This is a genomic window from Agreia sp. Leaf244, from assembly GCF_001422695.1.
Taxonomy (GTDB): Bacteria; Actinomycetota; Actinomycetes; order Actinomycetales; family Microbacteriaceae; genus Agreia.
Genome location: NZ_LMLX01000002.1, coordinates 74,577 through 86,168 on the forward strand (window position 1 = coordinate 74,577; position 11,592 = coordinate 86,168).

13 protein-coding genes and 1 tRNA gene are annotated in these 11,592 nt (G+C 66.7%); 6 read left to right on the top strand and 8 right to left on the bottom strand.

Features of this window, described 5'->3' with window-relative positions; translation table 11 throughout:
• Window positions 1-31: 31 nt before the first annotated feature.
• Both ASF06_RS05160 and ASF06_RS05165 read left to right on the top strand, forming a co-directional pair.
• A complete protein-coding gene (locus tag ASF06_RS05160; protein WP_055946176.1) occupies window positions 32-1,774 on the top strand; it encodes a sensor histidine kinase in 1,743 nt (580 codons plus the stop codon).
• Window positions 1,775-1,858: 84 nt separating this feature from the next.
• On the top strand, window positions 1,859-2,149 hold the full coding sequence (locus ASF06_RS05165) for a WXG100 family type VII secretion target (RefSeq protein ID WP_055944354.1): 291 nt from the start codon (window positions 1,859-1,861) through the stop codon (window positions 2,147-2,149).
• Between the two features lie 82 nt (window positions 2,150-2,231).
• Here the strand turns inward: ASF06_RS05165 and groL are convergent, their stop codons facing one another.
• From groL to ASF06_RS05190, 5 genes are all read right to left on the bottom strand, one after another.
• The gene (gene groL / locus ASF06_RS05170) at window positions 2,232-3,851 is read right to left on the bottom strand and encodes a chaperonin GroEL (RefSeq protein ID WP_055927470.1); all 1,620 of its coding nucleotides are present in this window, start codon (window positions 3,849-3,851) and stop codon (window positions 2,232-2,234) included.
• A gap of 182 nt (window positions 3,852-4,033) precedes the next feature.
• Entirely contained in the window at window positions 4,034-4,237 is a 204-nt protein-coding gene (locus tag ASF06_RS05175) for a cold-shock protein (RefSeq protein ID WP_044440195.1), read from the bottom strand.
• Between the two features lie 186 nt (window positions 4,238-4,423).
• Window positions 4,424-5,056 (bottom strand): LytR C-terminal domain-containing protein, encoded by a 633-nt coding sequence (locus ASF06_RS05180; protein ID WP_055944357.1) that lies wholly within the window; start codon window positions 5,054-5,056, stop codon window positions 4,424-4,426.
• Window positions 5,057-5,071: 15 nt separating this feature from the next.
• Complete coding sequence (locus tag ASF06_RS05185) at window positions 5,072-5,374, bottom strand: DUF3263 domain-containing protein (RefSeq protein WP_055944360.1); 303 nt, start codon at window positions 5,372-5,374, stop codon at window positions 5,072-5,074.
• Window positions 5,375-5,478: 104 nt separating this feature from the next.
• On the bottom strand, window positions 5,479-5,949 hold the full coding sequence (locus ASF06_RS05190; RefSeq protein ID WP_235500913.1) for a GNAT family N-acetyltransferase: 471 nt from the start codon (window positions 5,947-5,949) through the stop codon (window positions 5,479-5,481).
• An 85-nt stretch (window positions 5,950-6,034) separates the two neighbouring features.
• On the opposite strand from ASF06_RS05190, the gene msrB reads away from it, so the two are divergent.
• The 3 genes from msrB (at window position 6,035) to ASF06_RS05205 (ending at window position 8,350) form a co-directional block, all read left to right on the top strand.
• The gene (gene msrB / locus ASF06_RS05195; RefSeq protein ID WP_055944363.1) at window positions 6,035-6,436 is read left to right on the top strand and encodes a peptide-methionine (R)-S-oxide reductase MsrB; all 402 of its coding nucleotides are present in this window, start codon (window positions 6,035-6,037) and stop codon (window positions 6,434-6,436) included.
• Between the two features lie 4 nt (window positions 6,437-6,440).
• Window positions 6,441-6,989: a nitroreductase family protein gene (locus ASF06_RS05200; RefSeq protein WP_235500914.1), complete on the top strand. Its 549-nt coding sequence runs from the start codon at window positions 6,441-6,443 to the stop codon at window positions 6,987-6,989.
• Between the two features lie 182 nt (window positions 6,990-7,171).
• A complete protein-coding gene (locus ASF06_RS05205) occupies window positions 7,172-8,350 on the top strand; it encodes an MFS transporter (protein WP_055928179.1) in 1,179 nt (392 codons plus the stop codon).
• A 1-nt stretch (window position 8,351) separates the two neighbouring features.
• Here ASF06_RS05205 and ASF06_RS05210 read toward each other — a convergent pair whose 3' ends face one another.
• The 3 genes from ASF06_RS05210 to ASF06_RS05220 all read right to left on the bottom strand — a co-directional run bounded on the left by ASF06_RS05210 (window position 8,352) and on the right by ASF06_RS05220 (window position 10,095).
• Window positions 8,352-8,942 carry a hypothetical protein gene (locus ASF06_RS05210; RefSeq protein ID WP_157439084.1) on the bottom strand — a complete coding sequence of 197 codons (591 nt, stop codon included), beginning with the start codon at window positions 8,940-8,942 and terminating at the stop codon, window positions 8,352-8,354.
• Window positions 8,943-9,040: 98 nt separating this feature from the next.
• Window positions 9,041-9,116 (bottom strand) — tRNA-Thr (locus tag ASF06_RS05215).
• 61 nt (window positions 9,117-9,177) lie between these two features.
• Entirely contained in the window at window positions 9,178-10,095 is a 918-nt protein-coding gene (locus ASF06_RS05220; RefSeq protein ID WP_055944369.1) for a DsbA family protein, read from the bottom strand.
• Window positions 10,096-10,327: 232 nt separating this feature from the next.
• Here ASF06_RS05220 and ASF06_RS05225 point away from each other — a divergent pair, with 232 nt between their 5' ends.
• On the top strand, window positions 10,328-11,431 hold the full coding sequence (locus tag ASF06_RS05225; protein WP_055927451.1) for an ABC transporter ATP-binding protein: 1,104 nt from the start codon (window positions 10,328-10,330) through the stop codon (window positions 11,429-11,431).
• The last annotated feature ends 161 nt before the right edge of the window (window positions 11,432-11,592 follow it).

The following is an 11,592-nucleotide window of genomic DNA, read 5'->3' on the forward strand; positions in this document are numbered from 1 at the left end:
TCCAGCAGGTTCGCGTAACCTGATGGACGACATGCAGCACTCACTACTCACGCGCTGGAACGCGATCTCCTTGCGCAACAAGATCACCGGCGTGACCGTGCTGATGCTCACGTTCGGCCTCATCGTGTCGGGTATCGGCACCATGACCGTTCTGCGCGACTACCTGATCAAGCAGGTCGACACGCGACTGATCAACGCGTACACCGAGCCCACCTCGGTTCTCGGACCCGATGCGGACACGCGCGGCTTCGACTACGACGACGTGCTCTCCGCCCCCGCCACCTACTACGTGGCCCTGCTCGACGCCGATGCGCAGCCGATCGTCACGAACTGGAGCGGCACGGGCTTGGCCGCACCGAAGCTGACCAGCCTCGACATGTCGACGGCGACAACTCTCGCCGGGCAGCGTTTCGACGTGCCCAGCACTAAGGGCTCGTCCCACTGGCTCGCCGTGGCCCTTGTGTTGCCCGTCGACAACTACGGCACGAACAACACGCTCGTGATCGCCCAGTCGCTCGAGGGCACCGAAGACACCACCACGACCTACCTGTCGATCTTCCTCGCGTTCGGAATCGGTGTCGTCGTGCTGGGCGCCATGCTCACCCGCCTTCTGGTCACGAGCACGTTCGCGCCTCTTCGCCAGGTGGAGCGCACGGCCGCCGCGATCGCCGATGGCGGAGACTTCAGCCAACGGATGGCGGTGGAGACTCCCAACACCGAAGTCGGCAGGCTCAACCGATCCCTCAACACCATGCTGAGTCGCATCGACCGCGCCTTCGACGACAGGGCCCGCACGATCGAGCAGATGAGACGGTTCGTCGGCGACGCCAGCCACGAGCTGCGCACTCCCCTGGTGTCTGTGCGCGGCTACGCGGAGCTCTACCGCATGGGCGCCCTCCAGACGCCCGACGATGTGAGCCAGGCCATGGATCGCATCGAGAAGGAGGCCATCCGCATGGGCTCCCTGGTCGAGGACCTGCTCGAACTCGCCCGGCTCGACGAGACCAAGCCCTTGAAGCTCAGCCCGGTCAACCTGACCCCCATCGCCATGGACGCGGCGCTCGACGCCCGCGCCTCCAGCCCGGGCCGGGTCATCCGGGTCTCGACCTCGCGCCCGTCAGACCCGGTCATCACCTTCAACCCGGCCGTCGCCGTGACAACCGACGGCGAACCGGATGCCGGTGACCCGGCCGCCGCCGATCAGTCGGCCACCGGATCGATCCCCTTCTCGTCGGCATTCGCCCGGCTCCGTCGCCGCAGCGCACGCCCCACCCAGCCGAACTCCGCCTCCTCCGACCCGGTAGTGCTGCCCGCCACGGTGACTCCGTCGTTCGAGCTCGAGAACACCGACGACGAGAACGCCATCCAGCCTCTGGTGATGGCGGAGGAGAACAAGATCCGGCAGGTGCTCGCCAATCTCATCGGCAACGCGCTCCGGTTCACGTCGAGCGACAGCCCGATCGAACTCGCGGTCAGCGTCGACGAGGCCGCCAGGCTGGCCACGGTCGACGTCATCGACCACGGCGAGGGCATCCCTCCGCAGATCCGCGAGAAGATCTTCCAGCGCTTCTGGCGAGCCGACAGCTCTCGCACACGCGAGACGGGTGGCAGTGGCCTCGGCCTCGCCATCGTGTCCTCGATCGTCGCTGCGCACGGAGGAACGGTGCGGGCCCTCGAGACCGAGGGCGGCGGAGCCACCTTCCGCGTCTCTCTTCCTCTCCTCATCGAGCAGGCCCCCGCCGCGTCATCCACAGGCCCCGCCTCGACCTCCTGACGCGCTCGCTCGCCCGTCTACCGTTGCAGCTGCCGACCGACCGGTCGGTACCACCGCAGCCAGACGAAAGAGCAGGCATCCATCATGAGCCAGTACCAGGTCGACAGCGAGGCCGTCAGCGCCAGTGCATCGTCCATCCGCAGCACCATCGAACGCATCCAGGCCGACGTCGCCGCCATGCACGGTCAGCTGACCTCGCTCGAGGGCAGCTGGACGGGCCAGGCCGCCGTCGCCTTCCAGGCCGTCGTGGCCGACTGGCGAGGCACCCAGACCCGGGTCGAAGAGAGCCTGGCCTCGATCACCCAGGCGCTGTCGGCGGCCGCGCAGACCTACGCCGACGTCGAGATGCAGAACGTGCGTATGTTCGCCGTCTAGAAACGACGAAGCGGGCGACTCCCGAGGGAGCCGCCCGCTTGTGTCTTGTCTAGTCAGACCTGAGTCTGTTCAGACGAGGGACTTAGAAGTCCATGCCACCCGTGGGGTCGCCGGCCGGGGCCGCAACCTTCTCGGGCTTGTCTGCGACGACCACCGAGGTGGTGAGGAACAGACCGGCGATCGACGCGGCGTTGACCAGCGCGGAGCGCGTGACCTTCACCGGGTCGTTGATGCCGGCGGCCAGCATGTCGACGTACTCGCCGGTCGCGGCGTTGAGGCCGTGTCCGACGGGCAGGTTGCGAACCTTCTCGGCCACAACACCGGGCTCGAGGCCCGCGTTCTGAGCGATCTGCTTCAGCGGGGCGTCGATGGCCACCTTGACGATGTTCGCACCGGTCGCCTCGTCGCCCGTGAGCGAGAGCTTCTCGAAAGCGGTCTTGCCGGCCTGGATGAGGGCGACGCCACCACCGGCGACGATGCCCTCTTCGACGGCTGCCTTGGCGTTGCGCACGGCGTCTTCGATGCGGTGCTTGCGCTCCTTGAGCTCGACCTCCGTTGCCGCGCCGGCCTTGATGACGGCGACGCCACCGGCGAGCTTGGCGAGACGCTCCTGGAGCTTCTCACGGTCGTAGTCGCTGTCGGTGTTCTCGATCTCGTTGCGGATCTGCTGCACGCGACCAGCGATGGCGTCGGCGTCGCCGGCACCCTCGACGATCGTGGTCTCGTCCTTCGTGATGACGACCTTGCGGGCCTTGCCCAGCAGGTCGAGCGTCACGTTCTCGAGCTTGAGGCCGACCTCTTCCGAGATGACCTGTCCACCCGTGAGGATCGCGATGTCCTGCAGCTGCGCCTTGCGACGGTCTCCGAAGCCGGGAGCCTTGACGGCCACAGACTTGAAGATGCCGCGGATCTTGTTGACGACCAGCGTGGCCAGGGCCTCGCCGTCGACGTCTTCGGCGATGATCAGCAACTGCTTGCCGCTCTGGATGACCTTGTCGACGATCGGCAGCAGGTCCTTGATGTTCGAGACCTTGCTGTTGACGATCAGGATGTAGGGGTCTTCGAAGACGGCTTCCTGGCGGTCGGGGTCGGTGACGAAGTACTGCGACAGGTAACCCTTGTCGAAGCGCATGCCCTCGGTGAGCTCGAGCTCGGTGCCGAAGGTGTTCGACTCCTCGACGGTGACGACGCCCTCTTTGCCGACCTTGTCGATGGCCTCGGCGATCAGCGCGCCGATCTCGGGGTCACCGGCGGAGATGGACGCGGTCGCGGCGATCTCTTCCTTGGTCTCGATCTCCTTCGCGTTGGCGATGAGCTCGGCGGTCACTGCGGCGACGGCCTTCTCGATGCCGCGCTTGAGGGTGATCGGGTCGGCGCCGGCCGCGACGTTGCGCAGGCCTTCGCGAACGAGCGCCTGGGCGAGCACGGTTGCGGTGGTCGTACCGTCTCCGGCGACGTCATCGGTCTTCTTGGCGACCTCTTTGACGAGCTCTGCACCGATCTTCTCGTACGGGTCGTCGAGCTCGATCTCCTTCGCGATCGACACACCGTCGTTCGTGATGGTGGGAGCGCCCCACTTCTTCTCGAGGACGACGTTGCGACCGCGCGGGCCGAGCGTGACCTTGACTGCGTCGGCGAGAATGTTCAGGCCGCGCTCGAGGCCGCGACGGGCCTCTTCATCGAAAGCAATGATCTTTGCCATAAGTGTTTCTGTCCCTCCCGGAGACAATCAAAGAATTAGCACTCCATTGGAGAGAGTGCTAAGACAATATTGGCACTCAGGGCAGGCGAGTGCAAGCCGCAACAGCGAACGCCGCCCGCGTTCGCGGACGGCGTTCAGTGTGTCGGGCATCGCGGGTGCGATGCGGTCGAGTGCGTCAGGGGTCAGGCGAGCCGAACGGCTTCGGCCTGCGGCCCCTTCGCTCCGGTGCCCACTTCGAAGACGACCTGCTGGCCCTCTTCGAGCACCTTGTAGCCGCCCATCTCGATCGCCGAGTAGTGGACGAACACGTCCTGTCCTCCCTCGTCGACCGTGATGAAGCCGTAGCCCTTCTCAGCGTTGAACCACTTCACGGTTCCGTTCGCCATTGTTACTCCCATTGCCGAATGTGTGTCGTCAGGACACCCGAGGAAACACGGGTGACCAAGGCCGATACTAATCAGCGCATTCGCCGGATTGCGGGCGATCCCGGCAAAACGGGGCATCCGTTTCCGCATCTCAACACGACGGAAACATCACCGAAATATGTGGCCGCAATGCGACCTCCGCCCGCCCTACTGGACGGGCTCGTCGGTCGTGCCGTCTGCAGACGGTTCGACGAAGTCGGCACCGAGCACGACGGTGAGCTGCGCTCCCTGGAACTGGTCGGACGGCTCGACCCGCACGGAGGTGATCGACAGCGTGACACCGTTCGCCGTCGCGTCGGCGGTGGCCTTGGCGAACAGGGAGTCGGCGAGGCCGAGTGCGGCCGCTTCGTTCGCAGGATCGACGTAGTAGACCGTGGTCGTCTTGAAGTCGGTGGCACTCGCGTTGGCGGTGGAGCCGACGCCCGCCCATCCGGCCTCGCGCATGGCGTCGCCGACGCTGGCGGCCAGGCCCACGGTCTCTGTGCCGTTCAGGATGGTGACGCTGGCGGCCCCATCGACGATGGGAGTGATGGTCGGTGTCGGAGTGGGCGTCGGGGTGGGCGTCGAGGCCGTCGTTCCGCCCAGAATGCCGCCGAACTGGATGTTGTCGTTGATGATGGCGAGGCCCACCACACCTCCGGCGACGATGACTCCGGTCGCGAGAGCAGCCCAGGCGAACGCGATCCAGCCGCGGCCCTTGCGGCGCGGGCCCCGGTGGGCACCCGTGCGGTGAAGGTCTGCCGGGATGGTGTCGAAGCGGTCGGATTCAGGCTTGGCCATGGTGTGGTCTGGGTCCTAGTCGTCGAGGGACGTGAGGCGCACTGATCGCGCGTCCGTCCTGGCATCCCGCACTCGGTGCAGTCTCTTGATGAGCATGGGGTCGTGGGCGAGGGCGGAGGGCGAATCGATGAGCGCGCCCAGCAGTTGATAGTAGCGGGCGGCCGAGAGACCGAATTCGTCACGAATGGCCTGCTCCTTGACGCCGGCGTGCTTCCACCAGGTGCGCTCGAAAGCCAGGATCGCGATGTCGCGAGCACCGAGGGCCGGCGCTCCGCCGTCGCCCGTGCGTTGCTCGTCGAGATCTTTCGCGGCTCCCACATGGCCTCCACTTCGTGCCCGGGAGCCGTCCGGCCCCCCGATCGTCAACATCCTATGGGCCGCATGCTCTGGATCAGCCGAATGAGGCGGGCATGCCGCGATGCCTAGCGACCGGCGCGGTACATGGTGCGGTGGGCGATGCCCGCCTCCATGAACTCGTCGCCCACGGCGACGAATCCGAACGGGGCGTAGAGGCTGGTGATGTAGCTCTGCGAATGAAGAAGCAGAGGTTCGGAGCCGTAGAGCTCGACGACCCTCGCCAGGAGTAGCTGCGCGAGCCCCCTTCCCCGGTATGCGGGGCCGACGACGACGCGGCCCGGCAGTCGATGCGCATCTTCGTATTCGGCGACCTCGTCGCGAAGCACACGGAGATAGGCCGCCACGTCGCCGTTCTCCCCCGCGATCCACAGGTGATCGGTCGTGCGCTCTCTGTCGCGGCGGTCGAGCTCGCTCTCGTCGACCTTCTGCTCCACGTAGAACACGTCGGTGCGCAGCTTGAGGATCTCGTAGAGCTCCTCCGTGGTCAGCTCGCTCCAGCTCTTCTGCACGATCGTGGGTACGGTTTCGAGGGGCACGGGGGCCAAGTTTACTGTGATGATGGAAGAAGCCCTGGTCGATCGCGGAGCCGCGATCGTGGGGCGGATAAGGAGTGTCCTGTCGATGAGTTACGACGTTCAGAAGAGCGATGAGGACTGGCGGGCGGAGCTGTCGGCCGACGAGTACGCCGTGCTGCGCCAGGCGGCGACGGAGCGCCCGTGGACCGGCGAGCTGCTCGACGAGGGCCGTGAAGGCATCTACCGGTGCAAGGCCTGCAGCGCGGAACTCTTCCGCAGCGCCACGAAGTTCGACTCGCACTGCGGCTGGCCGAGCTTCTACGATCCGTCGTCGACCGATGCCGTCGAGCTGATCACCGACTCCACGCTCGGCATGGTGCGCACAGAGGTGCGATGCGCCGCGTGCGGCTCCCACCTGGGCCACGTCTTCGACGACGCTCCCCAGACGCCCACCGGCGACCGGTACTGCATGAACTCGATCTCGCTCGAGTTCGACCCGGCAGAGTAAGGGCGTGGCATCCGTCTTCGAGGCGATGCACGAGCGCCGCTCGAGTTCGAAGGTCACCGACGAGGCGCCGAGCCACGACGAGCTCCTCGAGCTCATCGACGCCGCCGGGCAGGTCGCCGACCACTCGGGCATGACGCCCTGGCGCATCCTCGAGATCCGCGGGGATTCCCGGCGCATCGTCGGCGAGAGCCTCGCCGCTGCCGCGGGACTGGAGGGTCGTGACGCAGACAAGAGCATCCGCAAGGCCTACCGCGCACCCCTGCTGCTCGCGGTGATCGTGTCGCCCCGGCCCAGCTTCAAGGTGCCGTACTGGGAGCAGGAGGCCGTCGCATCCGGTGTGGCCCATTCGCTCAACCTGCTGCTGCACGAGCGCGGCTACGGCGCGATGTGGCGCACCGGCATCCACACCCGCAGCGACGCCGTGCGACTCGCGCATCGCCTGGAGCCCGGCGAGCAGATGCTCGGGTGGATCTACGTCGGTCGATACCCCGAGCGACCACGCACGTCGCGCCGCTCCCGGGTCGACCCGCGACGGCATCTCTCGTCGCTCTGACGGCACGCCGCTCGAATCGATTCGACGCCCGGTCTTCTGCGGGCTAGTATCGAACTCTTGTGACAGATCTCGGAGTGACCTCGCCCGCAACAGGGCCACAGGTGTCGGCGCAGAATCCGCCCGGCCGAGCAGACGACGCACAGCCCGTCGGGCACCTGCGCTACTCCCCCTCCCGCCGGTGGATGGCATTGCTCGCCCTGGCCCTGGGCGGCTTCGGAATCGGGGTCACCGAGTTCGTCTCGATGGGTCTGCTGCCGAACATCGCTCAAGACCTGCTGCCCGGGCTGTACGCCGCGAATTCGGCCGACGCCAACGCCACGGCGGGCCACCTGATCTCGGCGTACGCGCTCGGTGTCGTCGTCGGAGCTCCGACCATCGCCGCGGCCGCCGCCCGCTGGCCGCGCAAACGCCTGCTCACGGTTCTCGTCGCCTGCTTCGTGATCGGCAACCTCGCCACGGCGATCCTGCCCTCGTTCGGCTGGGTGCTCGCGGCCCGCTTTGTCTCGGGCCTTCCGCACGGCGCCTACTTCGGCATCGCCTCTCTGGTCGCCGCCACCCTGATGGGCCCCGGAAAACGCGCCCGCGGCGTCGCGTTCGTGCTGTCGGGCCTCACGATCGCGAACGTGGTCGGCGTTCCCGTGGGCACCTATCTCGGCCAACACTTCGGATGGCGCAGCGCGTTCTGGCTCGTGACCGTGATCTTCGCCGCCACCCTGGTCTCGATCATCGCGACCGTGCCGTTCCAGGCCGGCAACCCCGAGAGCACGATCCGCAACGAGCTCAAGGCCTTCTCCCGCCCGCAGATCTGGCTCACCCTGGCCATGGCGTCGATCGGCTTCGGCGGAATGTTCGCCGTCTACAGCTACATCGCGCCGGTGGTCACCGACGTGACGGGACTCGGCGCAGCGGTCGTGCCGCTCGTACTCGTGACCTTCGGTGTGGGCATGACCATCGGAAACTTCATCGGTGGCTGGGCCGCAGACAAGTCTGTGGCGCGGTCGCTGCTCATCTTCATGCCGGGCATCGGCCTGGCCTGCCTCGCATTCGGCCTCACCGCCGCCAGCGCTCCTGGGCTGTTCATCTCGATCTTCTTCATCGGCGCGTTCGTGTCGGCGGCGTCACCCACCATCCAGGCCAGGCTGATGGATGTCGCGCACGATTCACAGTCGATCGCCGCAGCCCTCAATCACTCGGCCCTCAACCTCGGCAACTCACTCGGCGCGTTCCTGGGCGGCGTCGTCATCGCGGCGGGCTTCGGATACATCGCGCCTGCCTGGGTGGGAATCGGCCTGTCGATCGTGGGCGTGGCCATCCTGCTCGTCTCACTCGGCGTCGACCGCCGCAGCGCCTCTCGGGCCTGAGCTACGACACCGACGGGGCGCCGACGGCCTCGAGCTCGGTGAGCGCAGGAACGACATCGGCACTCGCATCCAGCGCGCCTCTCACCGCAGCGCACGGGTCGGTGGCCTCGGCCGCCCACGGGGCGCCACCGGCGCCGGCCGCGAGCTGGGCCTCGCAGGTCTCGGCCGCGCTCGTGCCGAACGCGGCGAGGGACGCCTGCACCGCGGATCCCGCCGCATCCAGATCGGGCTGCGAGCCGACCCTCGATGCGGTGTCGAGGCCGGCCACGTCGCGCTGCAGCGCGGCGATGGAGTCGGCAGATGCCAGGCCCGCGGCATTGTTGGCGAGGGGAAGCACTCGCTCGACCGTGGTCGCGGCCTCGGTCCGCGCCGCGGCCAACTGCGGGTCGACGGGGACGACGACCTCGACGGCCTCGACTGGCTCGACGCTGGGCGTGGGCCTCGGAGTCGACTGGCCGTGCTGAGCGTCGGCAGACATCGACATGACCGCGACGGCGACGCCCGCCCCCACGAGAATGGCGAGGATGGCGGCCACGACAACGACGCGCACCGTCACCGACCGGCTCTCGCGGCGCAATCTATAGAACGACACGGCTAATACCTCTTCCTATGAGAAGAGAGTCGATTCGGCGCGATCGCTTACGCGAGAAGCCCGTCGGATCTCGATGGATCCGACGGGCTTCTCAGGAGTGGGGCCGGCGACGGGACTTGAACCCGTAACCCCCGCTTTACAAGAGCGGTGCGCTACCAATTGCGCCACGCCGGCAGGTGGAACACCTCATTCTAGCCACGAGCCGCGGCCCGAATGAGGCGTTCCAGACGACGCGCTACTGCGCGACGGTCGGCTCGGGCGTCGGGGTGGGCGTCGCGGTGGAGTACGCCTCGCTGGCGACCTGGAGGACGAACGCGGAGAACGCGTCGGCGTCGGTGAGCGACCCGGAGTACTGCTGGCCGTTGACCAGGACGGTGGGCGTGCCCTCGACCTTCTCGACGTCGGTGTTCGGCAGCGGACCCTTGAGTGCGCGGGCCGTCGAGGCGCTCACCCAGTCTTTGAACTGGGTGTCGTCGATGCACTTCTCGATTTGCGACACCTTGTCTGCCTTGGCGTCTGTGACATAGCCCTTGAGCGCGGCGTTGTCGAGACCCTCGGTATTCTCTGCCGGCTGGTTCTTGAAGAGCAGGGCGCTGAAGTCGTAGAAGCTGTCGGGCGAGTAGTTGGCGACGCACGCCGCGGCGTTCGCCGACCGGGTCGAGTACTTCGTTCCGAGGGATCCGCGGTCGAGGATGGCGAGCGGGTGCGTGGTGAGGGTTGCGGCGCCGGATTCGATCCACTGGCCGATCTGCTCGGAGTTCGTCGCCTCGAACTGGCCGCAGAAGGGGCACAGGTAGTCGACGTAGACCTGGATGTCGACGACACCGGTCGAGTAGTCGGGGGTCGGCGCCGTCGGTTCGGCGTCCGCTGCCTGCGAGGGCGTGGTCGTGGCGACGAATCCCTGGCTCACGGTGAGGCCGTCGCTGGCCATGTTCTGGGGGCCGGGACCGGCGGGCTTGATCGCGCTGACGATGATCAGCGTGACCGCGACACCGATCGCGATGACCACGACGCCGAGGCCTCCGAAGAGGAAGATGCGGTTTCGAAGGTCTTTCTTTCGCTGCTGCTCACGAAGGGCCTTGGCCTTTTCGCGGGCTGCTTCGCGTCGGTCGTTCTTAGAGAGGCGACCATCTCCGGCTGAGCCATAAGACATACGTGTAGAACTCCGGGTGAGAGAGAAGAAAATGCGACCGGGCCGAATCTGGCCGGAAACCCCAGCGTAGAGGGCTTGACTGGGAAATCTCCAAACAGGAAGTCAAGGTGCCTCATTCGGGGGCCCTGAACCATGACATACTGGACGATGGACCGCCACCGTCGACGGTCCAGTTCAATCCATCACAACGGATCGTCCGGCACGTACCTGCCGGTGAAGGAGATCAACACCCATGGCATCTGTCACTTTTGACAAAGCTACCCGCATCTACCCGGGTGCCACTCGCGCCTCGGTCGACAAGATCGACCTCGAGGTCGCCGACGGCGAGTTCCTCGTACTCGTCGGTCCCTCCGGTTGCGGAAAGTCCACCACGCTGCGCATGCTCGCCGGCCTCGAAGAGGTCAACGAAGGTCGCATCCTCATCGGCGACCGCGACGTCACCGACGTGCCCCCGAAAGACCGCGACATCGCCATGGTCTTCCAGAACTACGCGCTCTACCCGCACATGACCGTCGCCGAGAACATGGGCTTCGCACTCAAGATCGCGGGCGTCGGCAAAGAAGACCGCGCCACCCGCGTTCTCGAGGCCGCCAAGCTCCTCGACCTCGAGCCCTACCTCAGCCGCAAGCCCAAGGCACTCTCCGGCGGCCAGCGCCAGCGCGTCGCCATGGGCCGCGCCATCGTGCGCCAGCCCCAGGTGTTCCTCATGGACGAGCCGCTGTCGAACCTCGACGCCAAGCTCCGCGTTCAGACGCGCACCCAGATCGCGTCGCTCCAGCGTCGCCTCGGTGTCACCACGGTCTACGTCACGCACGACCAGACCGAGGCCCTCACCATGGGTGACCGCATCGCCGTGCTGAAAGACGGTCTGCTGCAGCAGGTCGGAACCCCGCGCGACCTCTACGAGAAGCCGAACAACGTCTTCGTCGCCGGCTTCATCGGCAGCCCCGCGATGAACCTGTTCCACGCCGACATCGTCGACGGCGGCATCGCCTTCGGTTCGTCGGTCGTTCCCGTCGACCGCGAGACGCTGTCGCAGGCCACCGCGAAGAGCGTCACCGTGGGCGTGCGCCCCGAGGACATCGTCGTGTCGACCACCCAGGGCCAGGGCCTCGCAGTCGAGGTCGACCTCGTCGAAGAGCTCGGCGCCGACGGCTACCTCTACGGACACTCCGAGATCGAAGGCAAGCGCACCGACATCGTCACCCGCGTCGACGGCCGCTCGCACCCGTCGCTCGGCGACACGGTGTACCTGACCGCGGCTCCCGGCCACGTTCACGTGTTCGACACCGAGTCGGGCGAGCGTCTCGGCAACAAGGCTGTCGTCTCCAGCTAGTACCTGACAAACACACCAGTCGAGCTCGTCGCTTGATGCATCGGCCCCACGGCTCGGTGCTCGGGCGGCGGGCTCGACTTGTGTGTGCCCATGACTTGTCTGTGCCCATGACTTGTCTGTGCCTAGGCTTGTCCCACCAGGTTCGTTCACGCCCGGCTCGT

What these genes read in the sequence shown, in the direction of transcription:
- ASF06_RS05160 (WP_055946176.1), top strand. Translation starts at nt 32, where the DNA reads ATGCAGCACTCACTACTCACGCGCTGGAACGCGATCTCCTTGCGCAAC.
- ASF06_RS05165 (WP_055944354.1), top strand. Translation starts at nt 1,859, where the DNA reads ATGAGCCAGTACCAGGTCGACAGCGAGGCCGTCAGCGCCAGTGCATCG.
- groL (WP_055927470.1), bottom strand. Translation starts at nt 3,851, where the DNA reads ATGGCAAAGATCATTGCTTTCGATGAAGAGGCCCGTCGCGGCCTCGAG.
- ASF06_RS05175 (WP_044440195.1), bottom strand. Translation starts at nt 4,237, where the DNA reads ATGGCGAACGGAACCGTGAAGTGGTTCAACGCTGAGAAGGGCTACGGC.
- ASF06_RS05180 (WP_055944357.1), bottom strand. Translation starts at nt 5,056, where the DNA reads ATGGCCAAGCCTGAATCCGACCGCTTCGACACCATCCCGGCAGACCTT.
- msrB (WP_055944363.1), top strand. Translation starts at nt 6,035, where the DNA reads ATGAGTTACGACGTTCAGAAGAGCGATGAGGACTGGCGGGCGGAGCTG.
- ASF06_RS05205 (WP_055928179.1), top strand. Translation starts at nt 7,172, where the DNA reads ATGGCATTGCTCGCCCTGGCCCTGGGCGGCTTCGGAATCGGGGTCACC.
- ASF06_RS05220 (WP_055944369.1), bottom strand. Translation starts at nt 10,095, where the DNA reads ATGTCTTATGGCTCAGCCGGAGATGGTCGCCTCTCTAAGAACGACCGA.
- ASF06_RS05225 (WP_055927451.1), top strand. Translation starts at nt 10,328, where the DNA reads ATGGCATCTGTCACTTTTGACAAAGCTACCCGCATCTACCCGGGTGCC.